This window comes from Microbacterium sp. CBA3102 (genome assembly GCF_007954505.1).
Classification (GTDB): Bacteria; Actinomycetota; Actinomycetes; order Actinomycetales; family Microbacteriaceae; genus Microbacterium; species Microbacterium aurugineum.
The window spans coordinates 1,013,393-1,037,924 of sequence record NZ_CP042412.1; the positions used below are offsets into that span (position 1 = coordinate 1,013,393).

At 66.4% G+C, this 24,532-nt stretch carries 26 protein-coding genes and 1 tRNA gene; 15 read left to right on the plus strand and 12 right to left on the minus strand.

The annotated features are described in order from the left end of the window. Positions 1–6: 6 nt before the first annotated feature. Positions 7–522: an FHA domain-containing protein gene (locus tag FGL91_RS04945; protein WP_153243233.1), complete on the minus strand. Its 516-nt coding sequence runs from the start codon at positions 520–522 to the stop codon at positions 7–9. After that, positions 519–1,244 carry an FhaA domain-containing protein gene (locus tag FGL91_RS04950; protein WP_131491629.1) on the minus strand — a complete coding sequence of 242 codons (726 nt, stop codon included), beginning with the start codon at positions 1,242–1,244 and terminating at the stop codon, positions 519–521. The genes FGL91_RS04945 and FGL91_RS04950 overlap by 4 nt, the downstream gene beginning before the upstream one ends. Before the next feature lie 145 nt (positions 1,245–1,389). Here FGL91_RS04950 and FGL91_RS04955 point away from each other — a divergent pair. Next, positions 1,390–1,472 (plus strand) — tRNA-Leu (locus tag FGL91_RS04955). A 158-nt stretch (positions 1,473–1,630) separates the two neighbouring features. Next, entirely contained in the window at positions 1,631–2,281 is a 651-nt protein-coding gene (locus FGL91_RS04960) for an alpha/beta fold hydrolase (RefSeq protein WP_153243234.1), read from the plus strand. Between the two features lie 32 nt (positions 2,282–2,313). On the opposite strand, the gene FGL91_RS04965 is transcribed toward FGL91_RS04960, so the two are convergent. After that, positions 2,314–3,576, minus strand: a complete 1,263-nt coding sequence (locus FGL91_RS04965; RefSeq protein ID WP_194239313.1) for a tyrosine-type recombinase/integrase — start codon at positions 3,574–3,576, stop codon at positions 2,314–2,316. Continuing rightward, positions 3,573–4,226: a helix-turn-helix domain-containing protein gene (locus FGL91_RS18875; protein ID WP_194239314.1), complete on the minus strand. Its 654-nt coding sequence runs from the start codon at positions 4,224–4,226 to the stop codon at positions 3,573–3,575. Before FGL91_RS18875 ends, FGL91_RS04965 begins: the two co-directional genes overlap by 4 nt. Positions 4,227–4,325: 99 nt before the next feature. Here FGL91_RS18875 and FGL91_RS04970 point away from each other — a divergent pair, with 99 nt between their 5' ends. From FGL91_RS04970 to FGL91_RS04990, 5 genes are all read left to right on the plus strand, one after another. Continuing rightward, positions 4,326–4,550: a helix-turn-helix domain-containing protein gene (locus tag FGL91_RS04970; protein ID WP_153243236.1), complete on the plus strand. Its 225-nt coding sequence runs from the start codon at positions 4,326–4,328 to the stop codon at positions 4,548–4,550. A 108-nt stretch (positions 4,551–4,658) separates the two neighbouring features. Continuing rightward, positions 4,659–4,859: a hypothetical protein gene (locus FGL91_RS04975; protein WP_087131801.1), complete on the plus strand. Its 201-nt coding sequence runs from the start codon at positions 4,659–4,661 to the stop codon at positions 4,857–4,859. 21 nt (positions 4,860–4,880) lie between these two features. After that, positions 4,881–5,654 (plus strand): Fic/DOC family protein, encoded by a 774-nt coding sequence (locus tag FGL91_RS04980; RefSeq protein ID WP_153243237.1) that lies wholly within the window; start codon positions 4,881–4,883, stop codon positions 5,652–5,654. 87 nt (positions 5,655–5,741) lie between these two features. Next, a complete protein-coding gene (locus FGL91_RS04985) occupies positions 5,742–5,879 on the plus strand; it encodes a hypothetical protein (protein WP_153243238.1) in 138 nt (45 codons plus the stop codon). 76 nt (positions 5,880–5,955) lie between these two features. After that, a complete protein-coding gene (locus FGL91_RS04990; protein ID WP_153243239.1) occupies positions 5,956–6,249 on the plus strand; it encodes a hypothetical protein in 294 nt (97 codons plus the stop codon). Between the two features lie 9 nt (positions 6,250–6,258). Here the strand turns inward: FGL91_RS04990 and mobF are convergent, their stop codons facing one another. Further along, positions 6,259–9,729 carry a MobF family relaxase gene (mobF, locus tag FGL91_RS04995; protein WP_227991891.1) on the minus strand — a complete coding sequence of 1,157 codons (3,471 nt, stop codon included), beginning with the start codon at positions 9,727–9,729 and terminating at the stop codon, positions 6,259–6,261. 255 nt (positions 9,730–9,984) lie between these two features. On the opposite strand from mobF, the gene FGL91_RS05000 reads away from it, so the two are divergent. Continuing rightward, a complete protein-coding gene (locus FGL91_RS05000; RefSeq protein ID WP_153243240.1) occupies positions 9,985–10,443 on the plus strand; it encodes a hypothetical protein in 459 nt (152 codons plus the stop codon). A 32-nt stretch (positions 10,444–10,475) separates the two neighbouring features. Here the strand turns inward: FGL91_RS05000 and FGL91_RS05005 are convergent, their stop codons facing one another. From FGL91_RS05005 to FGL91_RS05025, 5 genes are all read right to left on the minus strand, one after another. Further along, entirely contained in the window at positions 10,476–11,099 is a 624-nt protein-coding gene (locus FGL91_RS05005; RefSeq protein WP_153243241.1) for a hypothetical protein, read from the minus strand. A gap of 78 nt (positions 11,100–11,177) precedes the next feature. Next, complete coding sequence (locus tag FGL91_RS05010; RefSeq protein WP_153243242.1) at positions 11,178–11,489, minus strand: hypothetical protein; 312 nt, start codon at positions 11,487–11,489, stop codon at positions 11,178–11,180. A gap of 60 nt (positions 11,490–11,549) precedes the next feature. Further along, complete coding sequence (locus FGL91_RS05015; protein WP_153243243.1) at positions 11,550–12,515, minus strand: DUF2599 domain-containing protein; 966 nt, start codon at positions 12,513–12,515, stop codon at positions 11,550–11,552. 697 nt (positions 12,516–13,212) lie between these two features. Then, the gene (locus FGL91_RS05020) at positions 13,213–13,542 is read right to left on the minus strand and encodes a PadR family transcriptional regulator (protein ID WP_153243244.1); all 330 of its coding nucleotides are present in this window, start codon (positions 13,540–13,542) and stop codon (positions 13,213–13,215) included. Between the two features lie 486 nt (positions 13,543–14,028). Then, positions 14,029–14,559 (minus strand): DUF2087 domain-containing protein, encoded by a 531-nt coding sequence (locus tag FGL91_RS05025; RefSeq protein ID WP_153243245.1) that lies wholly within the window; start codon positions 14,557–14,559, stop codon positions 14,029–14,031. 425 nt (positions 14,560–14,984) lie between these two features. Between FGL91_RS05025 and FGL91_RS05030 the strand changes: the two genes are divergently transcribed. After that, positions 14,985–15,533, plus strand: coding sequence for a hypothetical protein (locus tag FGL91_RS05030; protein WP_153243246.1), 549 nt, complete (start codon positions 14,985–14,987; stop codon positions 15,531–15,533). A gap of 37 nt (positions 15,534–15,570) precedes the next feature. After that, complete coding sequence (locus FGL91_RS05035; RefSeq protein WP_153243247.1) at positions 15,571–16,062, plus strand: hypothetical protein; 492 nt, start codon at positions 15,571–15,573, stop codon at positions 16,060–16,062. Between the two features lie 89 nt (positions 16,063–16,151). Here FGL91_RS05035 and FGL91_RS05040 read toward each other — a convergent pair whose 3' ends face one another. Continuing rightward, positions 16,152–17,114 carry a GNAT family N-acetyltransferase gene (locus FGL91_RS05040; RefSeq protein ID WP_153243248.1) on the minus strand — a complete coding sequence of 321 codons (963 nt, stop codon included), beginning with the start codon at positions 17,112–17,114 and terminating at the stop codon, positions 16,152–16,154. A gap of 236 nt (positions 17,115–17,350) precedes the next feature. Between FGL91_RS05040 and FGL91_RS05045 the strand changes: the two genes are divergently transcribed. Both FGL91_RS05045 and FGL91_RS05050 read left to right on the plus strand, forming a co-directional pair. Then, a complete protein-coding gene (locus FGL91_RS05045; protein ID WP_227991897.1) occupies positions 17,351–18,895 on the plus strand; it encodes an FGGY family carbohydrate kinase in 1,545 nt (514 codons plus the stop codon). Between the two features lie 21 nt (positions 18,896–18,916). Then, positions 18,917–19,927: an NAD(P)-dependent oxidoreductase gene (locus FGL91_RS05050; protein ID WP_153243250.1), complete on the plus strand. Its 1,011-nt coding sequence runs from the start codon at positions 18,917–18,919 to the stop codon at positions 19,925–19,927. A gap of 52 nt (positions 19,928–19,979) precedes the next feature. Here FGL91_RS05050 and FGL91_RS05055 read toward each other — a convergent pair whose 3' ends face one another. Then, complete coding sequence (locus tag FGL91_RS05055) at positions 19,980–20,891, minus strand: sugar-binding transcriptional regulator (RefSeq protein WP_194239316.1); 912 nt, start codon at positions 20,889–20,891, stop codon at positions 19,980–19,982. A 158-nt stretch (positions 20,892–21,049) separates the two neighbouring features. On the opposite strand from FGL91_RS05055, the gene FGL91_RS05060 reads away from it, so the two are divergent. Genes FGL91_RS05060 through FGL91_RS05070 form a run of 3 tightly spaced genes read left to right on the plus strand, consistent with a single transcriptional unit; the run spans position 21,050 to position 24,532 of the window. Next, positions 21,050–22,342: an MFS transporter gene (locus FGL91_RS05060; RefSeq protein ID WP_153243252.1), complete on the plus strand. Its 1,293-nt coding sequence runs from the start codon at positions 21,050–21,052 to the stop codon at positions 22,340–22,342. 27 nt (positions 22,343–22,369) lie between these two features. Continuing rightward, complete coding sequence (locus tag FGL91_RS05065) at positions 22,370–22,996, plus strand: class II aldolase/adducin family protein (RefSeq protein WP_153243253.1); 627 nt, start codon at positions 22,370–22,372, stop codon at positions 22,994–22,996. Positions 22,997–23,008: 12 nt separating this feature from the next. Then, a complete protein-coding gene (locus tag FGL91_RS05070; RefSeq protein ID WP_153243254.1) occupies positions 23,009–24,532 on the plus strand; it encodes an aldehyde dehydrogenase family protein in 1,524 nt (507 codons plus the stop codon).

The following is a 24,532-nucleotide window of genomic DNA, read 5'->3' on the forward strand; positions in this document are numbered from 1 at the left end:
CCGGCGTCAGGCTCGCAGCTCGAAGGTCGTGGCGCCCACCTTGATGGGTGTGCCGAGCGAGAGGGCGACGGGCGATCCGCTCACGCGCTGGCCCGCGACGTAGGTGCCGTTGGTGGAGTCGAGGTCCTGGATCGCCCAGGCGTCGCCGCGGAGCATGAGCCGGGCGTGGTGGCTGGACGTGTAGTCGTCGCGGATCACCAGGGCGGACTCGCTGGAACGACCGATCGTGAGGGAGTCGGCGCTCAGCGGAAGCTCGAGCCCCGCCTTCGGGCCAGACGTGATCACGAGGCGCTTGGCCGTCGCGACCGTGGCGGGACCGGTCGAGGGCCGCGACGATGCCGGCTTCGACGTGGGCGCCGGTGTCGGTGCGGGGGCGGATGCTCCCGCGGTCGCCTCGGCCGGGAGCTTGCGCACGCGCACCCCGAACAGGTCGGCGCGGAGCGAGTACACGACCCCGAACACGAAGAACCACATCAGGACCAGGAACCCGATGCGGAGGAGAAGGAGGATCAGTTCACTCAACCGAGGGCTCCGAACGCTCGGGTGGCGTCGTCACCGCGAGGCGCAGGGCGCGACGGGGCGGCCACGGGGACGATGCGGAACACCAGGTCGGTGCGTCCGATCGTGATGGTGGTGTCGGTGGGGAGGGCGGCCTCGCGCAGCTTCTGGCCGTTGACCTTCGTGCCGTTGGTGGACCCGAGATCGCGCATCATGGCGCGCTCGCCGTCCCACAGGATCTCGACGTGCTTACGGCTCGACCCGGCATCCGCGATGGTGATGTCGGCATCCGAGCCGCGACCGATGACCGTCCGGGCGCGGGTGATCGCGTGCCGACGACCATCGACGTCGATCACGGCCTGCCAGCTGACGCGTCCCTCGACCGAACCCGAGTTCACGCGCACGGTACCGGTGGCGATCTTCTCGTCGGCTTCGAGGTTGATCGCGAGCGGCCCGGCGAAGCTGTAGCCCTGCGAGGTGGCGTGCTTGGTCAGCAGCGCGAGCAGTTCATCGGTCAGGGCGCCGCCGAGCCCGCGCATCCGCTCCGCATCGTCCGCGCTCAGGCGCACGACGTAGCTGTTGGGCGCGATGATGCGATCGCGGCTCACGACAGCCGCCTTCGTATCGGCTTCGCGCCGCAGCGCAGAAGCGATCTCCACGGGCTGAATGCCGCTGCGGAAGGTCTTCGCGAACGCGCTGTTCACTGCGCGCTCGAGACCCTTCTCAAAGCTGTCAAGTAGTCCCACTGGGCTCCTCTGGCATGCCGACCGGTAGGGACATCGTAGCCAGGTGTCCTGGGGGAACGCCGCCGATCCGCCTTCCGGGGTGTGCAACAGGGGGTGAAATCGCGTGATATCCTCGGGAAGTTGAGTTCTTCAGAACGAGACACTCGCGCGAGTGGCGGAATGGTAGACGCGCTGGCTTCAGGTGCCAGTGTCCGTAAGGACGTGGGGGTTCAAGTCCCCCCTCGCGCACGCGAATGAAATGGCCCCTGACCTGGGATTTTATGTGCCGGGTCAGGGGTCGTTTTCGTCGGAAGTGCTAGAAAAAGTGCTAAGCCTTGCCGACGGAGCCGTGATGTTCCAGCGTCTGGGCGCATGGCGGTGTCAGCATGAGCTGAGAACATAGGGGTATGTCTTCCGTCCAGTCCGTGGTGTTCTTGCATGGCTTGGGCGAGGGGCCCGGCGTCTGGGATGTGCAGCGTGCCGCCTTGCCATCGGGCTTCGAGGGCGTGGCGGTCGATGTGTTCGACGGGGCTGGCTCGGATGTGGCCTCGGGGTTCAGTCTTGAGGGAGCCGCGACCCGTGTGGTGAATGAACTCGACCGTCTGGGGATCGAGCAGGCGCATGTGTGCGGCTTGTCGCTCGGAGCGATAATCGCGCTGCAACTGGCTCTTGATCATCCCGAGCGTGTCCGGTCATTGACGCTGGCCGCGGGTCAGGTGAAGCCGCCGAGGGTGCTCATGGCGATCCAGTCGGCGGTGATGCGCGTGCTTCCGTCATCTGTGTTCGAGAAGCAGGGCGCAGCGAAAGAAGTGATGCTCCCTGTGTTGCAGGCGGTGGGCCGCGTTGACTTCTCAGCGCGGCTTGCCTCGGTATCGGTGCCGACGCTGGTGCTGTGCGGTTCCAAGGATCGCCCGAACCTTCCGGCAGCCCGGCAGCTCGCCCAAGGCATCCGCGACGCGCAGCTCCACATCATCCCCGGAGCGGGCCATCAGTCGCATGCGCAGGCCCCTCATGAGTTCTCGCGTGCTCTGGGAGCCTTCCTGGGTGGGGCTAAGTAGCAAGCTCTGCGCGGTGGGTGAGGCGCTGTGTCTCAGGAGCCGAGATGGGCCGCGAAACGGTCAACTGCCGACCGTTGCATGGTCGGGGTGACGTGGGAGTAGATGTTCATGGTCGTGGTGATCGTTGAGTGCCCCAATCGTTCTTGCACGACCTTGGGGTGTTCTCCGAGTTCGAGCAGCAGCGTCGCGTGGGTGTGACGCAGCCCCTTGATCGTGACGCGGTGCAGGGAGTCGAACTTCGCGGTCGCCCACTTCAAACGGCGATCCCAGCGGCTGGTCATCGCGTCGGGTGAGCGGAGCTTCCCATCGTCGTCACCGAAGACGTAGGCGTCGGCCTTGGCAAGCTCGAACGACACCTCAGCCCGCGCCACCTTGTAGGAGGCGAGCACCTTGAGGGTTTCGGCGTCGACGTCGATGACGCGGGCTTGCCCGGTCTTGGTGGTCTTCGTCTTCGTCCAGTCGTCGGTATCGACGGCGCGGCGGATGCTCACCCGCATCGTCTTCGTGTTGATATCCGACCATTTCAGGGCGAGGGCTTCTGAGCGGCGCATGCCGGTGTAGGCGATGAGCCGCCACAGGGGGAACAGCTCGTCTTCGAGCGTGTCGCGGTTCCAGGTGAGGAACGTCTGCAACTGCTCGGCCGTCCACGTCGCGATCTCGGGCTTCTGCGCCCGCACCTCGCTGGACTTCGGCGGCTTCACGGTGCGCTTCTTCTTCGCCGGGTTCACCGTCAGGTGCCCGTCGTCTATCGCGGCATCGAGGATCGCACCAAGCACGACATGCACCTTGTGGACGCTGTTGGCAGAGAGCGGCTGTCCTTTGCCGTACTCGTCGTTGCGGCCGTGGTCTTCGAGGTCACGGTAGTGGCGGGCGATCCTCGTGGCGGTGAGCTTGTCGAGCCGGATTGCGCCGAGCTGGGGGCGGATGTGGTTGCGGATGATCTTCTTGTACCCCGTGATCGTGGACGCCGCGAGCTTGAGCCCCGCCGCCCACTCGTCCGCATAGCTGCCCACGGTGGGCACCTTGTTGCCGAACTTCTCGTTCTGCTTCCGCTGCTTGAGCGCCTCCTGCAAGGCATCGTTGGCCTCGTCGGTGCTGGTGAACCCGGAGCGGGTCAGCCTGCGCGATCCCATCTCGGGATACTCCGGGTCTTTCAGGACATAGATCTGGAACCGCCACCGCTTCCCCGCGTCGGTGTCGTAAGCCTGGATCGAGCCCGGCTGCCGGGAACGCGAGCGCCGCTGCTGCTTCTCACCCCCGCCACCCTGCTCGGCGGGCTGTGCCTTCTTCGTCATGACAGGGTGCTCCTTGCCGTGGTCGTGCCGGGTCGGTGGGTGTCGGCGTAGTTCTCGGCGTAGTCGGCGGCGTTGAACACGCGCCCCTCCGGGTCGAGCTGCACGCCGCGCTCCCGGATCACGCGCGCGCGTGCCCGCGCTGCCTCCAGACGCTCCTGGTAGGCAGCGATGGTCTTCGGGTGCGCGCTCGTCTTCTCGGGGTCGTCCGGGCTTGGGGCGGTCATACCCGCGAGGGTGGTTTCGAGGTGATGGACGCGGTCGGTGCAGATCACCCATTCCTGCTGCCAGTAGTTGAACAGCCCCTCATCGGTGAGCACGAGTTCCCCGCGCATCCACCTGTCGATCTCTTCCGGCTCATACCCCTCGGGCACGCCCGTGAGCGTCGTCTGCTCGTCCGGTGGGGTCAACAGCGCGGCGGGCGTGGTGCGCAGCAGGTAGGCGATCACGGTCAGGTCGTCCACGTCCACGCGGCGATCCCCGGCCTCCAACTTGCTGATGCCCGAGGTGGAGAGCTTGCGCCCTGCGGCTTTCAGCCCGTCGGACATGGTGCGCAAGTCCATGCCGATCGCTTGACGTGCCGCGCGGATGTTCTGCGCGACGTGCGTGTTCGTGATCCCTGCGGGGTTGCCCCGCACCCTCTCTGTTTCCATAGTAGAAAACTACAACGCAATGCTTGACAGTGCAAGTGCGATTCTCTACGGTGGGATGAACCACATTTCTCGGCGCTGACACGAACGGATGGTGCGATCATGCGGCAGAGCACCCTCGACATGGACGACCTCCGCAAGCGGCGCAGCCTCGTCATCACCCGCAAGGAAGCCGCCGAAGCCCTCGGCGTCGATCCCCGCACGATCACCACGAGCATCAACGAGGGCACCCTCCCGCATGTCAAGCTCGGGCGGCGCATCGTGATCCCCCGCGAGAAGTTCCTCGCCCTCTTCGCAGACGCCGTCACCGATACCGGCGAGTCCTGACACGCCATCGGCGGGGCCGAATCGGCACCCCCGTGTCCGGCTTCCCGGTGGATGTCAGAGGAGCGACGTAAACTAGCCCCAGAACGCCAACCACAAGGAGGCACCCGCATGGCTCTCAAGACTCCGGTATCCGAGGCCCATGTCCGGCGCGTGCTCGCGGAGGTCGAGGCCGGGCAGGTCACGGCCGGTGCCGTCGTCTCCGACGCGGATCGGGAGATCGCCCGACGCCAGGTGCGCGGCGAGCTGTCCGCGGATGAGGCGGTGCGCGAGGCGATCGCGGCGGCGCTTGACCGCTTCCCCGAGAAGTAACCCGTCCGGGCAGGAGCACCAGTGCCCGACCGCTACAGCTACCCGAACAGCCTGGTTCTGATCAACAAGCTCGGCATCACCGACTACGACCGATGGAAAGCCGTCGAGACGGCCGCGATCCATCAGCGCATGGTCGAACTCACCGAGCACCCGATCCCCGGTAGTTTCGACCTCCCGCACTTGCAGGCCATCCACCGGCATCTGACGGGCAACCTGTATGTCTGGGGCGGCGACATCCGCGACACCGACACGCACCCAGGCGGTACGGGCATCGCGCATTGCCGTCCGCCGTTCATCGTGCCCGAAGCCGAGCGCGTCTTCGGCGAACTCGCCGCCCGCGACCATCTCCGCGGCCTGGATGCGGATGCGTTCTCCGATGGGCTGGCATGGGTGTGGGGTGAGACGACGGCGATCCATCCGTTCCGTGACGTGAACACGCGCAGCCAGCACATCATGTTCAACCAGCTCGCCCGCGACGCCGGGTGGGTGATCGACTGGTCGCAGATTCCCGGCGATGTGTTCGCCCATGCCCGCACCCTGGCTATCGTGGAAGACCACACCGGAATCGATGCTCTGATCCGCCCGAACCTGCACCGGACCGGATACGCTTCGACGCTGACGGTGGAGCAGGTGCGCAGCTTCCAGGCGCGGGGCATCTCCCGAACGCCGGACGTTCTGGATCGCGAACTCGACGCGGCACGCAGACGACGACACTCCCACCCGGCCCCGGAGCCGTTCAGCACAGAGACGCGCCGCCCGGAGCCCCCAGCGCCTCACGGCGGGCTGTCTCTGTAGCGCGTGATGAGGGTCGAGCGGGAGACCGCTCCGGCAACGATGGCAAGGAGATGCACAGTGCCCGATCAGAGGTTCGTTGAGCATGAGGTGGCGAACATCGTCGCGTCCTGGGCGATGGAGGGGCAACACTGCACGGCGGAGGAAATCGCGCTGCTGCACGATGTTGGCGCCGGTCGCGTCAGCGGGAACATCGCGGACATCGTCCGGCTGTTGGACACGGACTGAGGTTCCAACGCCCAGGGTGCCCCGAGCCTGCGGCCTGAGCGATGGCACCGACGCGGGCTCGGGTAGATTGTGAACTATGGAGTTGTTCGGGTGGATCGCGGTCGCGCTCGGCATGGTGCTGTTCGTCGTGTCGTTCGCGTTGATGGTGCGCGCGAACCCCGATGCGCGTATCCCGTACCTCCGTAACCCGGAGGTCAACCCGTCGGGCACGATCGTCATGCGGAGCATTAGCGTCGGCCTGCTCGTCATCGGCGCAGCAGCTCTCACTTCGACGCTCGGCTACTGGGCACCAATCGTGATTGCGCTGCCATTGATCGTGATGCCTGCCACGACCGCGGTACACAATCGCAGGTTCACAGCCGCCGCCTGAGAAGCCTCGTCACAGGCTGAGCCCTGGTCTTCCCCTGTCCTGATCCGGGCCGGTCCTCGTCAGCCCAACGGTACGGCGTGTGAGGGCTTCCTGACGGGCTTGCAGCGCCTCGTGCTCGGCTCGTTGCTGCTCGCGCCGCTGGGTGAGCCATTCGGCGGCCTCCGCGACCGGGCGTGCATCCAGCTCAGCGATGATGCGCCGCGCTTCGGCGGCGCGCTTCCTGGCGTGTTCGGCGTCTGCTCTCGGGTTGGGGATGCGGAACGTGCCCCGCATCTGCCGCGCCTGCTCCGCCCCGTAGACCTGGACGGTGAGGCGCTCCCGTTCGACCACCTGCCGCTGGGCGGTCTGCTGCTTCACGGCCTCCGCCTCGCTGAGGGCCTGTTCAGTCGCCCGCACCTCGGGGTGGGTGTCGGCATGTTCCGTCGCGATGGTCTGCGCCCACTCGGTGAGGGGAAGCAAGAGAGACGGTACGGCTCCCCAAGTCTGGGTGACGCGCTGCTCGATCTTCTTTACCGTCTCCGCCGCGGCGTCGATGTTCCGGACGGCGGCACGCCTGCGCCCGAACCTCGCCGCCCTCGCTTCATCGCGAGCGGTGTGAAGATGCGCCCGAGCTTCCACGAGTTCTTGTCCGTCCGCGCGCGCCCGCGTCTTCACCTCGGCAGTGACAGTCTGGCGGGTGTGCTCGGCAGTCTCCTTCGCGTGGGTCACACGCGCGGCGTGCTCCTCGGCTTCGACGTGCTGCGCTTGTTTCTGTGCGGCGAACCGCGCGGTGGCGTCCTCGAACAGTGCCGCGTGCTGCTCTGCTCGTTCGATGACCTGGGTGAGGCGTGCCCGCTCGGTCTGTACGAGACGTACCGGCCCATCCTCCACAAGCCCCCGCACGGCCTCTGCTGCGCGTTCGGTCGCGTCGGTGAGGCCGCGGTCGGCGCGGCCGCGTTCCATCGCCGCGACGAACTGTTTCCGCGCCTGCTCCTGGCTCTCGGCGACGACGTGCAACAGGTTCTGCTCCCGGCCGCGGGTCATGCCGACATACACGCCTGCGGCGCTGGTCGTATCGGTGAGGATCGTGTGCGACCCGGTAACGGTGGCACCCTGCACTCCGTAGGCGGTTGCCGCGTACGACAGGTGCGCGTGCTCGGTCACATACTCGGCGGGCAGGCGTACGGTGCGCTGCCGCTTCCGTCCGTTCCCGGCCTCGCGCACCCGCAATGCTCCGTCTTGCTCGACGTGTTGCACGATCCAGTTCTGCCGGTTTGCGACACCGATGCTGGTGTTGTTCTTGCGCGTCTGGATCACGTCTCCGGCCCCGATGAGGAGGCCGTCGCTGCCGGTCGCGGTGCGGTGGTCGTCGACCTCACTGCGCACCACTCGTTCCTCACGGATACGCGCGTTCGCGGCGCGAGCCTCGTCGTTGGAGGTGACCGTGACCGCCTCTCCCTCCCGGCGTTGCTTGGCGATGTGCTCGCGCACGTCCTCGTCGCTCGCGTGGAGGCGCACGAGGCCGACCGCGGTGAGCTGGTCGAAGACCTCGCCGGGGTCGCGCCCGTCGCGCATCCGCACCGTGACCTCGGCATAGGCGGGATCGGTGAAGCGGTGCACTTCCGCCATGTCGGAGGTGCGGCCCCTGAGCTGTGCCGCCATATCGAGCACTCCGCCGCGTCCGACCGCGGCGAGCTGTGCGCGATCCCCGACGAGCGCGATGGTCGCGCCCGCCTCTGCGGTGATGGTGAGCAACGCGATTGCGGTGTCTTGGTCGAGCATCCCGGCCTCGTCCACGATCACCCGCTCACCCCGCGCAAGCCGCGAGGCCTCGGGCACTCCTGTGTAGGTGCGTCCGGTTTCGGCGTCGGTGTCGCCCGGCGCGAGGCGCGTCCATACGCCGTCGCTGTTCCATCGCCAGCCGTGTGCGTGCACGAGCGCCGCAACCGATGTTGCGGGCACGTCGAGTTCGTCGTGCGCAACCTGCGCGGCGCGCAACGTCGGTGCGACCACCCGCGATGCTCTGCCGTGCTGGGCTGCAACGTCGATGGCCGTGCGCAGCATGGTCGTCTTCCCGCTCCCTGCTGCACCTTCTACAACCACGAGTGAGTCAGTCGATGCGACCGCTGCGGCGGCGTGGGCCTGCCCGGCGTCCAGGCCCCGCCTGCGCGCCGCCTTACGCACGTCCGGGTGCCCAGGGTCTTGCTGCGGGATGCGCGCGGCGATGAGGTCGCGCAGCTCCGTCTCCGCCTGCACCACCCTGAGCGACGTGAGATGCGCCACATGCTCCGGGGTGGGCGCGCCGTGCGGGAGGATCGAGAAGCAATCCTCCATCGCCAACGATGTTGCAACCTGCACGAACTCGCGTATATCGGCCGGTGCCGCCTGCACGCCGTACTCGGTCATGATCCGGGTCGTGTGCTCCTGCACCGTGTGCCGCGTCCACGCCGAACTACCGGCGGCGCACCGATCCAGCGCCCGGTTTGCAACGGTCTGCACGGAGAGGTCATCGAGCGATGCCGGCGCACGACGCGCGGGCCGGCGCAACGTGGCCGGGTCGTAGCCGGCCTCCCGCAACTCGGTTACCCACGCCTGTTCTTCGCTGAGGGTCGTTGGCTTCTTCGCGGGCCGCTCGTACGCCCACGCTTTCGCCGCGAGACGCGCGGAGACGACCGGCCCCATCGCCTCGCCCGGATGCGCCGCCTCCCACTCCGCTTCGAGCCGCTCAAGGTGCCTGCGTACTTGCTCGCCGCGCTTGCTCATCACGCCGTTGAACCGCTCGAGCTCGACCACCTCACCCGACACCGGATCAAGGGTCAGGCCGTGCCGATCCAGCGTCTCCGCAAGTTCCGGGTGCGCGGCGATGACGGCAGTGCCGAGGGCACGGATCGCACCCTGCTGCCGGAACAGCGCCGCGGTGTCCAGCGCCCGCCACTTCCCGGCCGCCCAAACGCGGGTGCCGATCTGGAAGTGGATATGCCGGTGCGGATCACCCGCCCGGCTCGTGCGGTGCGACACCGCCACCGTCTGCAACTGCGAGACGGGCACAACTTCCTGCTTGCCGCGCGACCCGACACGGGTCACGGAGTGCTGAGCGAGCCACCGTTGAATCTCGCTCACGGCGTCCTGCTGGGCCTGGTCGAGAGCGTCGGAGACTTTGGGGTGAAGTGCAGCGGCGATCGACAGCGACTTCGGGGCGTTCACGACCATCTCCGCGAACCGGGGCGACCCCTGCCGCCCCTCGCCCGGCATACGAGGCCTACCCATCGATTCCCCGGTGAGCGGGTTCGTCCAGTCCACCCAGCCCGCATACGCCTCGGGGTCAAGACCCAGAGCTGCGGTCACGTTCCCGTCACCGTCGAGCGCCGTAAACGCCGCCACGTCCGTGTCAGCGCCGAGGTAGTAGTCATCCGCACGGCAGCGGTCGGCCTCGACATAGCGGCGCGCATCGGCCCCGGTTCCGCGGAACAGGATCACACCGCCATGCATGAGACTCACCATCTACGATTTCTAGTATGGAATCTATGGTATCTATCACGGTAGCATACGTTCATTCAGAAGAAAGAGCCGAAAAGGACTTCACTTCGCTGACGCTCAAGGTCGTGGGGAGATCGTTCTGGAGCTGCGAGCTGTCGGCTTGGTTGCGCTGCGGTCGATGTAGCGGGGCGACTACCTGTCGGCAAGCGCGCGGGGGTGGTGCTTCCGCTATGTGACACCATGGAATTGCTGATGCGACGCGTCCAGGGAAGGAAGGCCATGAACGACGAACAGCTGTTCCCCGACCTGGGCTATCCGGTGTCCAGCGTTCGCGTGATCCCGCGTGGGCGTGCCGCGTATCGTGCTGATGCTGAGAGTCGTTCTGTCCTGGTCCGTCACTTGCTGGGGTACGAGCCATTCACCAAGTTCTGTCTTGGTCTCGGAGTGGGCTCAACTCATCTAGCTTCCAGTGTCGAACGTTTCGGTGACCTTGTGCGGGCCCAGAGCGACGCGATTCGAGCCGATGGAATCGAAGATGCCGCGGCTGTGTTCTTGGGAAACGTCCTCGTACGTCTTCGCGACGATGCCTCATGGGTCAGGTATGGCGACGAGTTCCCGAGCGCTGGGACCGAGCAGCATCAGTACGAGGTTCTTCATCTTCTCGATCTACTCATGGACTCCGACGACGCCACGTACCGAAAGTGCCTGGATATGATCGAGGGGTGGGCCCGGTCGTAACCAGGCCCACCCCGTAGTGCCGCGGTGTGGTGTTACGAGGTTCCGCAGTTGGGGGTGTCGACGATGTCGTATGCGGCCGCGGTGTACGTCGTGCCGCCTCTGACGAGGGTGCCGTTGGTCACGGTGCGGAAGATGGTCCGATCGACGTTGTCGTAGCAGTTGTACGCGTACTCCAGCGCGAGGCTCGAACCGCCGGTGCGCTGCGCTGATCGGCTGGCCACGAAGTTGTTGTAGTGACCCCAGGCGAGGAACCCGATCGTCGAGGACATCGCTGCGCTCACGAACGGGGCGAGACAGCTCGTGAGGTTGTCGGAGACGATCTGTGTCGTCTGCTTGTAGATGAGAACCGTCAGGCCGCAGCCAGACGGGAACGCACGTGCGGCCACGGCGTCGTCGCTTGTTCCCTCCTCGACGTACTGGACGGAAGAGCCGCCGAGGATTTCGCCGCCGTTCGCTTCGATCTCAGCAATCCGTTCTGCGACACCAGGTAGCGACGTGTCGATCGGCGGGGCGGGGTCGGTGAGGGACGAATCATCTACGGGTGGGGGTGCTACCTCGGTAGCGTGGGCAGGACCGCCGATGGCGAGTCCGACGACCACCGCGAATGCAGCGATCGTGGCCGCGATGGTCCTGGTGGACCGGCGAAGTGGTGACATCACATAACTCCTTGCATGCGTTGATGAATGCTGTCAGGTGTCGGAGTGAATATGTCTGGATCGGCGGCCCCCTCGCTGTTATGCCGGGACGAAGCCCGAGCGGCGGCGGTAGCGACCGCGGACGGCGGCAGCGATGAGCGCCGCGACTCCGAGGAGGGCGAGGATGCCGCCGAGGATGAGGATGCCGCGGTCGGTAGGCGTGATGCGGGTGAGAAGGAACACGGTGTTCTCGTCGAGCCCGAGGTCGAGTTCTTCTACGTACATGTAGCGGGCGAAGACGGAATAGAGCAGGGTCACGATCGAGTAGAGCCCTGCGGTGACGAGAGCCACCCCCACGGCGATGAGCGCCCGGATGCGGGCGGTCTGTGCCGTTGCTAGCTGAGTCGTCATAGGGTTCTCCTTCTTAGGTGTCCGTGCGGGGCCGGTCTGGAACCGACCCCGCACTGGTGGTTACGACCAGGCGCCGTCGTAGGGGTTGCAGCGATACTGGGCGAGAGACTGTGCCCAGCCCACAAGCGGCCGCCAGGATTCGAGGTTGTACTGGGGGAGCGAGGCTGGGAGCCCTGCGATGTGGCAGTAGAACTGCTCCTGGATGGTGTTCGTCCATCGCCATGCGTTGCCGCCGAGCTTCGATTTCACCTCGTCGACGTGCGCGAACCAGGTGGCCGGGCCGGCCCAGGTCTGTCCCCACGCTCGCGGCGTGACGTTTATCTTGTAGCCGCCGGAGGGGAAGGTGACCGTGGGCTGGTAGTAGAGGTCCTGGCCGAGCCACGGGTCCGCGACAATCGGATAGGCATACTGCCCGCCGTCGTGGTCGATCAGCTGCGTCAGCGTTGTCCCGTCCACCCGGTAGCTGGTCGGGACAGGTGCGCCGCTGGCGTCGACCGCCCACGCGGGAGCGACGCCGCCGACGAACTCCCCGTCCGCGCTGGTGATGTGCACCGCGCCATCCTCGTCGACGGCGAGTGTCGCGCCCTCCGCGACGTCGATGCTGTAGCTGTAGCTCTCCGGCGCCGCGGCATCGTCGATGAGGGTGAGGATCTGCACCGATCCGTCGTCCTTCACCAGCGGAACACTGGTCGCACCGTTGCCGTGCTCGAAGAGCCGCACGCCTTCGCCGCCCACGGAGTCCTCCGCAACGGCCGCCGTCGTGGGAAGCCAGATCGACACGCTCGTGTCCTCACCGTGAGTGGTGACCGGCTCCGCTCCCGTCGTCGGAACCGTTGCCGGCGTGACCGCTTGCGCACCGCGCGCCGCAGATGCGCCGTCATACAGGTTCTCGCGCACCTCCGGGGCCACCCGCGCCAGCAGGGCATCGAGGCTTTCGCTGTCCTCCGCGTTCGCGGCCGTTGCCTGCGATATTGCCAGCACTCCCAGCACTGCGGCCGCGAGGACCGCTACTCGTCTGTTCTTCACGTTCGTTCTCCCGTCTGTGATCCCTGAGCCTCCAACGCGAGGCGTACCCGCAGACTAGATCTACATATATAGGTATAGCAAGGAAACAGTGGCGGAAGTCTCACGATCGGCTCGCCGACGCCACCCTCACTGGGGAAAACATCAAGTAGAGTACGGCCAGCCCGGCGGCAGCGGGAACCGTGATCCACGCCGGGAACATCGCCAGGGCTATCAGGACGATCGCCGCGAAGATCAGTGGAGCCCACCGTTGCCGCTGCTGCGTCTCGCGCATGTCGTCCGCCAATCGTTCCGGGATTCGGATCGAGGCTATCTCTACATATCTAGCTAGGGCAAGTGGCGGGAGATTCTCGGACCTTCTTGCGACTCGTCCGTGGGTGCGGCGATCAGCCACACGAGCAACCCCAGAGCCGCGACAGGTATGAGGAACCACGGGGGAATGAAGGTCGTCGATACCAGCAGGCCGACGGTAATGAGCGTGGTTCTCACCCATCGCCTTCGACACCATGCGGATGGGCCCCGGCGAACCACGAAGGCAACCGCGCCGCGAGCGATGTCGCCGGAGTCCACGCTGAGCTCGTCAGCATGGTCCAGGTCGGCAGCCCACATCTCGGCCATGATCCGGCTCTCGGGGCGGGGAAGGAACGCCGCAGCTATCCGCACCGTAGCTCGCGCCGCACGCCGCCCCGCGTGCATGCCTTTACGCTCCTGCCAGCCCGGCGGGCCGCACTCGTGGTGAGCGCTCAGCCGCCTGCTTGGTCTCGAGAGTGGCTACCGCCGCGAGTGCTAGCGCTCGCGCTTCCTGCTGAAGCTGGTAGTAGCGACGCCTCGGGCCCTGCCGGGAGGTGTCGTCTTCCCACGCGCTGGAGACCCAGCCCAAAGATTCGAGGCGATCGAGGATCGGGTAGACGCTGCCACTCGGCCGACCCGTCGTCTTGACGATCTGAAGCCCCCACACAGGGCCTTCAGCCGCTACGAGCATCTTCAACACGTCAATCGTGGCCGGCGTCAGTCGAGACAATCGCTCCATATGTCGAGATAATACGCCGGCCGGCGTGCGAGGGTCAGCGAAGCCCGGTGCTCACTTCCCTGAGTTAGGGACCGCGGTGACGTCCCGAGCGCGATCGTGAGCTGGGCGCGCTCGCGGAGCCCTGTGACTCTGGCCGTTACCGCAGTCTCGAAAAGTGCTAACGAAAGTGCTAATCAACCTGTAAGTCGGGGTATCGCGGTGGAGTTATCCACAGGGCACATGCCGTAGATCGTTGATTCTATGCGGCGGAACGCCGTATCGAGATTCGCGGTGCGAGGGGGTCGAGGTCAGTTCAAGTCCCCCCTCGCGCACAGTGGGTGTGTTTAGGAAACTAGACGGATCCGATTGCGAAACCGGACCGGTTCCATTTAGGAACCGGGCCGGTTTCGTTATGTGCGGGTTGACCAGGCGTTTCGGTTCCCCTGGCGAGCTCGTTGCCGTCCTCGGCACAGTTAGTTGGATGAAGTCTCCCCCCCCACGCCCACCTCAAACGCCGCGGCGGTCGGACGAGCCAGACTCACCGCGCTCGGCCGTGGCTGCCCGCCAATAGCTTGAGCCATCAACGCTGCGATCCAGAACACCGTGCACGACGAGGTATCGCCGCAATGTCGGGATGTCGTCGGTGAGCGAGGCAAGCCGGTCGTTCAGCTCGGATTCCGAGATTCGCTCGTGAGCTCGGACCGCCTGTACTCCGATTTCCTCGAGGAACTCTGCTCGCTCGGCGGGGCGACGAGGAAACCGCTTGATGCGCCCGTTCTCATCGAGCCACGGCGAGGCGCCGTCTGACGTTGCGCTTCGTAGCGCTGCTAGTGCCGCCCGGATCTCGACGACGTTCAGTCGGCCTGCAGCGGAATCATCAGTAGTGATGAGACCGCTCTGTACGAGCGATTTCATGGCCTTCTCCTTGCGAGCGGGAGAGAGGCTTTGCTCTGGTCCATTGGCGAGCACGAGCGAGGCGAACAAGCGGGCAACTTCCTCGTTAGCCAGGCAGGCCAGCATTGCGCGAACGTCACTCATGATGCCCCAACCCTCTCAGACGCTTTCGTGTGAACTCGCATGGGGCCGATGTGCGCGAGCGCGACGACGATCCCATAGAGGACGCAAGACGTGGCGATGGCCCACTCGATCCCCCACACGTCCCCGAGCACCATCGTTGCTGGCGCAGTGGCCCGGTGGCCACACGCTATGGGGCAGTAGTGCCGTTCACGGATGAATCTCGACCCGTTGAGTGCCTGCGGGAGGAGCATTGGGTACCTGGAACGATGGCTCTGAGTGGCAGGGAACTTGCCCGTGCATCACCAACTGGGAATGGTTGCGCCGAAAGTTGAGAAAGCAGCGGAAGGGGTGTTGGGGAAGTCCCACCAGTTCACTGTGGCGCTACCGCCGCTAGGCTTCTCGGATGCGCTGAGACGATTGGCGGACCAGTGACAGAGAGGACGCCGATGATGGACTCCTCACCTGAACACCTCCGCGGAAGCGGGACCATGGTCTCGGAGGCCGCCCCCACCGCGGCGCTCCTCGGGTGCATCCTTGTCTCTGTGCACCTCGTGCTCGGCGGAACAGCGTCTCTTGCGCTTTCCGGGATCAACCCGTTGGTGGCGTGGCCATACATTGTCGGGTTCGCGCTCGCGGCGGCAGGTACCTTGCTCAGCGCGTCGCAGCCTCGCACGTCGAAAAGCCATGCCGTTATCACCGTTAGCGCGGGTGTGCTGGGCGTGTTGACGTTGCCCGTCGCATGGTTGTACTTCGGTTTCGCAGGAATCGGGGTGGAGACGGACGCACAAGTGGCAGGGCTCCTGGCAGCGTTCATCGCCGCTGTGGTTCCGCTCGTGATGGTTTTCGTCGGCGGCCTCGTCTCGTGGCGGAACGCGGAACGGAGGCGTCGGGCCGTACTACGGCTGACGACGGTGCTCGTTCTCGTCGCGGTCGCGGTCAGCATCGGGTGCATCGTCTTGGCGCGAGTCTTGGTCTCTGGCTCCGGAGCAAGTTGATGGTGGCAGAGGGGAATGAGGGCCGTGTTTGATGAGCGTGAGTGAACCCCGGCCACATCCACAGCTCTCGAATGCGGAGCATGTTCTCACCGCGGGGGCGACCGTCGCCGTCTTTGCGGGCGTGATCAGCCTCGTCAGCTGGGCGGCGGCCGGGGCCCCGTTGACCGCCTACTCGTCGGCAGCGACTGCGGCTATGTCCGCGTTCGCTGCCGGAGCAGGCATACGAGCATTGGGTGGGCTGATCACGCGATTTTCGCGTCGCGTCGGGGTCATTCTGCTCGGTGACGTGGGGGCGATCCTCATCGGCGCAGCGGTCGTGCTGGCGGTGAGCGCCATCCACGATTCGTCGGGATCCGGGCTGCTCACGGTCGTCACGACACTCGGGTTCCTCCTGCCGGCCGTCGTCGTTCTGTCGCTGGTCGTGACGCTTCTGGCCCGGAACGCAGCTGCTCGCCGTGTTCTGTTCACGCTGGCGGCATTGCTCTTCCTCGTCGCCTTGACGGGGTACGGTGCTTCGTTCTGGCGCTAGAGGTCACCGCGGTCTGGCGTACACGTTCCAGATCCCCGCAGCCCACGGAACGTCAGCAGGTTGCAGAGGTCCCGGAATCGACATCACGCTCAGGCGAGCGGGCCCTCGAGCGCGGTCAGTACATCCGCCTCCTCGAAGCCGAAGGAGCGATTGAGCGTGAGCATCGGTGTGTTCGTCGGCTCGGTGTAGGTCTGCAGGATCCGTGCCCCGGTGCTCTCCGGAAGGCTCATGAGCAGACGGGCATTGGCGACTTTCAGCGCGCGTCCGACGCCGCGACCGCGCACCCGCTCTTCGACAAAGGTGTCGTCCTGATGCACGATCTCGGGATCAGAGCGGGAGAGCAGGATCTCCGTGTACCCGACGGATTCCTCGCCCGCACGCGCCAGACTCCGCACCAGGATGTATCCCTGTTCGGACATACGTTGCTCGTTGCGGCGGACGGCTTGGACATCAGGGCGCATCGTCGAGCGGGTGAGAGTGCCCATCGGCACCTCGGCCGACATGCGTGATCGAAGTCGCGCCCACCCTTCGAGCAACTCATCGGGACAGGGCCCGGACCACGAGTGGATGTCGATGTCGTCAGGATGTTCGTCCTGGTCGGCAAGCGTTCCTTCGGATATCGGAAGGCTGACGATCTGCCGGCTCTCGCGGCTGCCGACCGTCAGCCCAGCGGACAGGGCAAACGAGACTCCGTCATCGGAATACGTCTCGGCGCGGATCACCGTGGCCGAGGATCGCAGCGCTTCCCTCACGGCGCGGAGCAGTGCCCTGCCGATCCCGCGCCGCCGGTGATCATCGCGGACAGCGATCTCGACCTCGGCGGGATCGCCGGGGTGCACGTGCGCTTCGGCCGCGCCGACCGCGACCCCGTCGATGTCTGCGAGCAACAGCACCGATCGGCGGGTCGGATGCGGGTTCTGGAACTGCAGCCGCGTCGCATCGTCGCTGCGGGACCACACGTGCCGACGGCCGCTCGCGTAGCCTTCGCGCAGGAGAGCGTTCCATCGGAGGAGTCGAGCGTCGTCCTGCGGATCGACCACTTCGATCTTCACTTCACCCACAGTCACCTCGTGTCGCCGACGCAGGATCGACGAGGACGCGGTCGGGGGTGATGAATCCGGTGTCGACGAGTTCGCGGGTCATGGTCATCCTCCTGGTCGGGGTCGCCCCGTTCGAGCCTCTCATCCTCACGTCGATCGGGAAGTCCCGAAGTCGATATTGCACTCGAGGGGCCTCGAGCTATACTGAACATTCGATCATCTGTCCGCACCATTGTTCGGAGTTCAGTGTGCAGAGCCGCACTCGCATCATCCTCGGCGTCGATGCTGGAACGACATCCGTGAAGACCGTCGCGTTCGATCTCGATGGCCGTATAGCGAGCGTCTCGCGTTCGAGCGTTCACGTCCACCGTGCCGACGACGGAAGTGCGGAAGCAGACATGGCCGCGATCTGGAATGCGGCCACCAGCACCATCGCCGCGGTCGTCGATGAGATCGGCGACGCGGAGATCGTCGCGCTCGGCGTCACCGGACAGGGAGACGGCGCCTGGCTCGTCGAGGCTGATGGGCGTCCAGCTGCTCCCGCCGCGCTCTGGCTCGACGGACGCGCCCACGCCCGACTCGACGACTGGCTGGACGACGGTCGCGCGGCGGCCGTGCACGCCGCGACCGGATCTCCCCTCTTCGCCGGAGCGCTGCCGATACTCTTGGACGAACTCCTGTCCGCCGATCCGGCCCTTCGCGACCGGATCGCCACCCAGCTGAACTGCAAAGATTGGCTGCGCTTCAAGCTCACCGGGCGTCGTGCGACTGATCCCAGCGAGGCATCGCGCACCTACCTCGACACCGCTACGGGAGCATACTCCGACGAGCTCTTCGTCGCCCTGGGACACGAGAGCATCCGCGACCACCTGCCGGAGGTGCTCGACCCTCAGAGCATCGCCGGCACGGTCGAACCACGCGTCGCCGCTGCGCTTGGATTGCCCGAAGGTCTTCCGGTCGTGGTCGGAATGGTCGACACGGCCGCCGCCGGCGTGGGGCTGGGCGTGCTCGATGACGGCCGTGGCTACGCCATCCTCGGCACGACAGGTCTCGTGGGGATCAATCACGCCTCGCGCGCGGAGGTGCGCAGCGATTCGAGCATCGTGCTCGCCACCGGTCGCGGAGCCCAGGTGCTGGAGTCGATGGCGCCGATGACCGGCACGCCCAATCTCGACTGGGTGCGCGCGACACTCGGCCTCGGCGACGAGGACTGGGTCGTCGTGGAGAAGCAGGCTGTCGCGGTCCCGCCGGGCAGCGGTGGCGTGCTCTACCTCCCATACGGTGCTCCGAGCGGCGAACGCGCTCCCTTCTTCGCGCCCGACGCCTCCGCGTCGTGGCTCGGGATGAGCGTGACCACGACGGCTGCGCAGCTGCTTCGCAGTGTGTATGAAGGCCTCGCCTTCAGCCTGCGCGAGTCCGCGGAAGCCCTGGGTATCGAAGGACCTCTGCTCGTCTGCGGCGGAGGCTCCGAATCCGATCTGCTCTGCGCCATTCTCGCGGATGTGACCGCTCGCGACATCGTGCGCCAGGACGAGCCCGAGGTCGGAGCGCGTGGGGTCGCCATGATCGCGATGGCCGCGGTCGCCCTCGCCGATGACCTTCGCGATGCGGCGCAGCGTCTGCGGCCATCGACCACGACCTTCCGGCCCGATCCCCTGCGAGTAGCGCTCTACGAAGAGGCCTACACGCTGTTCATCACGACTCGAGACGCTCTGCGTCCGCACTGGCCAGGCCTGCGTCAACTGCGCGAACACGCCGGGTCGGCAGCCTCGTCGGGATCCCCGATCCACTGATCACCCCCTGAAAGAAGACACATGACTGAACAGCCCCGCCCGAAGGTGCTCATCACCGCTCCGTTCGACGCCGCCGTCGCCGAATCCCTCGCTGTCGCCTTCGACGTCACGTTGATCGACCCCACGATGGACGGTGGATCGCTCGCCGCCCGCGGCGTCGATGACGCACTCGCCGAGGCGGATGTCGTGATCGCCGAGCTCGATGTCGTCGACGAGGCCGCCCTCGCGAAGGCTCCCGAGCTCAAGGCCGTGGTCTCGTGCCGCGCCAAACCGGCGAACGTCGACCTCGACGCGTGCACCGCCCGCGGCATCCCCGTCTTCACCACCCCCGGGCGCAACGCCGGCGTCACAGCGGATCTGAGTTTCGCGCTGCTGCTCGCCACCGTCCGCAAGGTGAGCGAGTCGGAGCGCTGGTTGCGTGCCGGAAACTGGACCGAGGCCGACGTCTTCGAACCTTACGAGATCTTCCGCTCGATCGGACTCGATGGGCGCACTCTGGGCGTGCTCGGCGGTGGGGCCGTCGGTCGCCGCATGGTCGCCCGCGCTCGCGGCTTCGGCATGACGGTCAAGGTCTACGATCCCTTCCTCGCGCCGGACGCGTTCGGGGACGAAGCCAGTGTGGTGCCTCTGGATGAAGTGCTCTCGACGTCGGACATCGTGACGGTGCACGTGCCGCTGATGCCCGAGACTGAGGGTTTGCTCGGCGAGCGCGAGCTCGCCCTCCTCCGACCTGACGCCTACCTGATCAACGCCGGTCGCGCCGCGATCATCGACGAGCAGGCGCTGATGACCGTCCTCCGTGAGGGTCGCATCGCGGGTGCCGGCTTCGACGTCTTCTACCAGGAGCCGCTCCCGCGCGACCATGAGCTGTTCACCTTGAGCAACGTCACGATGACGCCGCACATCGCGGGTGCCTCGGACGACGTCATCGTCGAGCATTCGCGCATCGCTGCGGCAGCTCTGCGGGGTTGGCTCAACGGCCAGCGCGTGCCCGGTACGGCGAACGAGAAAGCGCTCGCCGCCGTCGGCTGAGGCGCCCGGGCGGTAGGGCGGATCGCGCGATGCACGGTCCGCCCCTCGGCGCTCAGCCCAGGAGCGCCGTGACAGTGTTCGAGTCGGTCACCAGCATGTTCACCATGCCGCTGGCGAGGGCGGTCCGGACGGCATCCAGCTTCGCCGCGCCCGACGCGATCGCGAGTCGGTGCGGGATTGCACGAAGGTGATCGAGGTCGAGTCCGACGACGCGCGAGTCGAGCTCGCCGCGGACGGCTGCTCCGGTGGCATCGAAGAAGCGTCCGCCGATGTCGCCGATTGCGCCGGCGACGTGAAGTTCGGCGCGCTCTTCATCGCTCAATGAGCCGTAGAGCAGGCCGCGGCTGTCCTGCGTGCTCCCGATGCCCACGATCAGAGTGCTCGCTTTAGCCGCTCGAGCGAGCACGTCACGCACTCCGGGGTCGGCATAGGCGCTCTCCGCGGCCTGCGGTGTCGCGGCGACGAGTGGGGCCGGGAGGTGGAAGGCGGAGCCGTCGGTTCGACGTGCCAGCTCCAAAGTGAGCTCGTGGGGGTTGGCGCCGTTCGCGAGGCCGCTGCTGGAACCGGTGAGTGGCACGAAGCGCGCTCCGAGCGGGCGGGCGGGGAAGGCATCGACGACCGCGGCGACCGCCGTGGAGAGTCCCATGGCAACCGTGGTGTCCTTCTCGATGACGCTCGCGAGGGCCTCGGCGCCGACCGTCGCCATTGCGCGAGAGGCCTTCGCGGGATCATCCACACTCGGGGCGATCCAGGCCTGCCGCAGCCCGAAGCGGTTTAGCAGAGCCTGCTCCTCGGCGGCGAAGAGGGACTCCTCGACGTGGACGATGATCTCGACCATGCCCGACTCGCGGGCTTCGGCGAGCAGCCTCGTCACTCGGACGCGCGATAGCCCGAGGGCGTCGGCGATCTCCTGGTGCGTGAGCCCCAGTTCGTAGTACATCCGCGCCACGCGACCCATCAGCATGCTGAACATCCTCCCATGGCGCTCGGGACGGCGGCCGTCCGACTCTGCTTGACAATCTTGCGACTCATGCCCAAGATGTCCATGGGCAATCGTTCATGATTATGAACAAATGTACACCCATGACCCGAAATCTCTACGCGCTCAACGAGGAGACACCCATGACCACCTCCACCTCGCCCGCTGAAGGACGCTTCGCGCGCCTCCTCAGCTCTCAGGGCATCTCGCGGCCGATCGCCTGGGGCTTCGTCGCGCTGACGATCTTCATGATCGGCGACGGCATCGAGGCGGGCTTCCTCTCGCCGTACCTCGACGAGCGCGGCTTCGACGGCAGTCAGATCGCTCTGCTGTGGTCTGTCTACGGAATCGTCGTGGCGGTGGCGGCCTGGCTCAGCGGTGCTCTCGCCGAAGCATGGGGGCCCAAGCGCGTCATGATGCTCGGTTTCGGCATCTGGGTCGTCTTCGAGGTGCTCTTCCTCGTCTTCGGCGTGATGGGCGGCAACTTCGAGATCATGCTGCTGGCCTTCGGAATCCGCGGCCTCGGCTATCCGATGTTCGCCTACGGGTTCCTGGTCTGGGTCACGATCGACACCGATGAGCACGTGATGGGCCGAGCGGTCGGCTGGTACTGGTTCTTCTCCACGCTCGGGCTCGGCGTACTGAGCTCGTACTTCGCCGGAGCTGTCATCCCGCTCATCGGCGAACTCGCGACGCTGTGGATGGCACTCGCGTTCGTTGCGGTCGGCGGCCTGATGGTGCTCGTGCTGCTGCGCAACCCCGTCACCAAGAAGGTCACCGTCGCGAACAGTGTGAAGGGCGTCGTCAGTTCTCTGACGATCGTCGCCACGAACCCCAAGGTGGGTGTCGGCGGAGTGGTCCGCATCATCAATACGCTCTCGTTCTACGCATTCGTCGTGTTCCTCACGACCTACATGGTCCGCGATGTCGGGTTCGACCTCGCCCAGTGGCAGATGATCTGGGGCACCATGCTCGCCGCGAACGTCGCCGCGAACCTGCTTTCCGGATACCTCGCCGACTGGATCGGCCGCGTCAACGTCGTGGCGTGGGCCGGCGGCATCGGGTGTTTCGTCACGGTGCTCGCGTTGTTCTACGTGCCCACCCTGATCGGACCCAACTTCTGGGTCACGATCGCGATCGCCATCGTCTACGGCCTCGCGCTCGGCATGTTCGTGCCGCTGTCGGCGATCGTTCCGCTGCTCGCACCGAAGAACAAGGCCGCTGCCGTCGCGATCCTGAACCTGGGCGCCGGCCTCAGCCAGTTCATCGGCCCGGTCATCGCCGGCCTCGCCGCTCCCATCGGCATCGAGGGCACGGTGTGGATCATCGCGGCGCTCTACCTGGTCGGCTTCGGTCTGACGTTCCTGCTGAAGGCGCCCAAGGAAGCGGACGACGTCGTCGCGGCGAACCCCGCCCCGAGCGCCGTCACCGCCTGAATCCCCCACCCTGACAAGGAGTCACCCATGACCACGCGTGTGGAATCACTCATCGAAGAACTCTCGGCCGTCGGCGTCGACATCGTCGCTCGGGGGCTCGCCCTCGCCTCGGGGGGTAACATCTCGGCGCGTATCGATGAGGACACGTTCGTGGTCACCGGCTCCGGCACCTGGCTCGACAGGCTCACGCCCGAGGACTTCTCGGTCATGAGCCTGTCGGGTCGTGTGATCAGCGGCTCCGCGAGCCCGTCGAGCGAATGGAAGCTGCACCAGCGCAGCTACGCAGCGCGAGCCGACGTCAATGCCGTCGTGCATGTGCACCCGCAGCACGCCGTGCTCCTGGATGCTCTCGGGCACGATGTGCGCCTCATCACCCTCGACCACGCGTACTACGTGCGCTCGGTGGGAACCACGCCGTACTACCCGAACGGTTCGGATGAGCTCGCCGACTCGGCGGCGGAGCAGGCCGCCCATCATGACTGCATCATCATGGGCCATCACGGGTGCTCCGCTCTCGGCGACTCGGTGAGCATGGCCTTCCGCCGCGCGCTCAACCTCGAGGAGGCAGCCACCGCGACCTACCGAGCCCTCCTCCTCGGCGATACCAAGACCGCCTTCCCCGCCGAGGCGCTCGCCGCCCTGCACCACGCCTGAACAGGAACCGCGATGACGACCGTCCCCACGCACATCAGCATCGACCCCGACATCAGCGAGGCGACCAAGCGCTTCTTGGCGCAGCCGCCACGACTGCTCATCGACGGAGAACTCGTCGAGGCGCATTCCGGTCGTACGATCGACATCGTCGACCCGGGCACCGGCGCGATCATCGCCCGTTCGGCCGCGGCGGATGCGGTGGATGCCGACCGCGCGGTCCGCGCCGCTCGCCGCGCGTTCGCTCCCGATGCTCCCTGGCGGAGCATGAGCGCGCTCGACCGCGGGCGGATCATCCTCCGTCTCGCCCGGTTGCTGGAGGAACACGCTGACGAGTTCGTCGAGCTCGAGGTGCTCGACGGCGGAAAGCTCAAGAGCGCCGCTGCATCCGTCGACCTGCCGCTCGCGATCAACCACTTCGAGTACTTCGGCGGATGGCCCTCGAAGATCGAGGGCAACACGATCCCGGTGTCCGTACCGGATTCGATGGTGCGCACCGAGCGCGTCCCGGTCGGGGTGGTCGCGCAGATCGTGCCATGGAACTACCCGTTGTTGATGGGGGTCTGGAAGATCGCGCCCGCGCTCGCCGCAGGGTGCACCATCGTCATGAAGCCTGCGGAGAACACGCCGCTGTCTCTTCTCCGGCTCGGCCAGCTCGCCCTCGAAGCAGGCATGCCGAAGGGCGTTCTGAACATCCTCACCGGATACGGCGCCGAGGCCGGCGAGGCGCTCGTCGACCACCCCGACGTCGACAAGGTGGCCTTCACCGGTTCCACCGCGGTCGGCACCCGCATCGCACAGCGTGCGGCGCCGATGGTGAAGCGGGTCACCCTCGAGCTCGGAGGCAAGAGTCCGAACATCGTCTTCGACGACAGCCCCGTCGACGAGGCGGCAGCGGCCGCGGCCAGCGCCATCTTCTTCAATGCCGGGCAGGCGTGTGCCGCGGGTTCCCGCCTCTACGTGCAGAAGCGCTCCTATGACGAGGTAGTGGGACGGCTTGCCGACATCGCCTCCTCGATGAACGTCGGACACGGGTTCGACCCGTCGGCGCAGATCGGGCCGGTCATCTCCACTCGTCAGCACGAACGGGTGCTCGGGTTCATCGACGGCGCTCTGGAGCAGGGTGCGACTGTCGCGGCGGGAGGGTCGGCTTTCCCCGAGGCGGCGATCCCCGGCGGGTACTACATCCGCCCGACGGTGCTGACCGATGTGAACGACTCCTTCACCGCCGTGCGCGAAGAGATCTTCGGTCCCGTCGTCGTGGCACAGCCCTTCGATGACATCGACGAGATCGCGCGTCGTGCGAACGACTCCCCCTACGGTCTAGCGGCGGGTATCTGGACGCGCGACATCACCAAGGCGAACAGGCTCGCCGGTCTCCTGCAGGCGGGCACGGTGTACATCAACATGTACGGCGCCACCGATGCTGCCGCGCCCTTCGGAGGATTCAAGATGTCCGGCTACGGCCGCGACATGGGTCACGCCAATCTCGAGTCCTACCTGGAGACCCGCACCGTCTGGACTCACCTCGGGCGCTGA

Excerpts from the sequence above, each read along its gene's own strand:
- FGL91_RS04960 (WP_153243234.1), top strand. The coding sequence starts at position 1,631 with ATGTCTTCCGTCCAGTCCGTGGTGTTCTTGCATGGCTTGGGCGAGGGG.
- FGL91_RS04965 (WP_194239313.1), bottom strand. The coding sequence starts at position 3,576 with ATGACGAAGAAGGCACAGCCCGCCGAGCAGGGTGGCGGGGGTGAGAAG.
- FGL91_RS18875 (WP_194239314.1), bottom strand. The coding sequence starts at position 4,226 with ATGGAAACAGAGAGGGTGCGGGGCAACCCCGCAGGGATCACGAACACG.
- FGL91_RS04970 (WP_153243236.1), top strand. The coding sequence starts at position 4,326 with ATGCGGCAGAGCACCCTCGACATGGACGACCTCCGCAAGCGGCGCAGC.
- FGL91_RS04975 (WP_087131801.1), top strand. The coding sequence starts at position 4,659 with ATGGCTCTCAAGACTCCGGTATCCGAGGCCCATGTCCGGCGCGTGCTC.
- FGL91_RS04990 (WP_153243239.1), top strand. The coding sequence starts at position 5,956 with ATGGAGTTGTTCGGGTGGATCGCGGTCGCGCTCGGCATGGTGCTGTTC.
- mobF (WP_227991891.1), bottom strand. The coding sequence starts at position 9,729 with ATGGTGAGTCTCATGCATGGCGGTGTGATCCTGTTCCGCGGAACCGGG.
- FGL91_RS05000 (WP_153243240.1), top strand. The coding sequence starts at position 9,985 with ATGAACGACGAACAGCTGTTCCCCGACCTGGGCTATCCGGTGTCCAGC.
- FGL91_RS05005 (WP_153243241.1), bottom strand. The coding sequence starts at position 11,099 with ATGTCACCACTTCGCCGGTCCACCAGGACCATCGCGGCCACGATCGCT.
- FGL91_RS05010 (WP_153243242.1), bottom strand. The coding sequence starts at position 11,489 with ATGACGACTCAGCTAGCAACGGCACAGACCGCCCGCATCCGGGCGCTC.
- FGL91_RS05020 (WP_153243244.1), bottom strand. The coding sequence starts at position 13,542 with ATGGAGCGATTGTCTCGACTGACGCCGGCCACGATTGACGTGTTGAAG.
- FGL91_RS05025 (WP_153243245.1), bottom strand. The coding sequence starts at position 14,559 with ATGAGTGACGTTCGCGCAATGCTGGCCTGCCTGGCTAACGAGGAAGTT.
- FGL91_RS05030 (WP_153243246.1), top strand. The coding sequence starts at position 14,985 with ATGATGGACTCCTCACCTGAACACCTCCGCGGAAGCGGGACCATGGTC.
- FGL91_RS05050 (WP_153243250.1), top strand. The coding sequence starts at position 18,917 with ATGACTGAACAGCCCCGCCCGAAGGTGCTCATCACCGCTCCGTTCGAC.
- FGL91_RS05055 (WP_194239316.1), bottom strand. The coding sequence starts at position 20,891 with ATGCTGATGGGTCGCGTGGCGCGGATGTACTACGAACTGGGGCTCACG.
- FGL91_RS05060 (WP_153243252.1), top strand. The coding sequence starts at position 21,050 with ATGACCACCTCCACCTCGCCCGCTGAAGGACGCTTCGCGCGCCTCCTC.
- FGL91_RS05065 (WP_153243253.1), top strand. The coding sequence starts at position 22,370 with ATGACCACGCGTGTGGAATCACTCATCGAAGAACTCTCGGCCGTCGGC.
- FGL91_RS05070 (WP_153243254.1), top strand. The coding sequence starts at position 23,009 with ATGACGACCGTCCCCACGCACATCAGCATCGACCCCGACATCAGCGAG.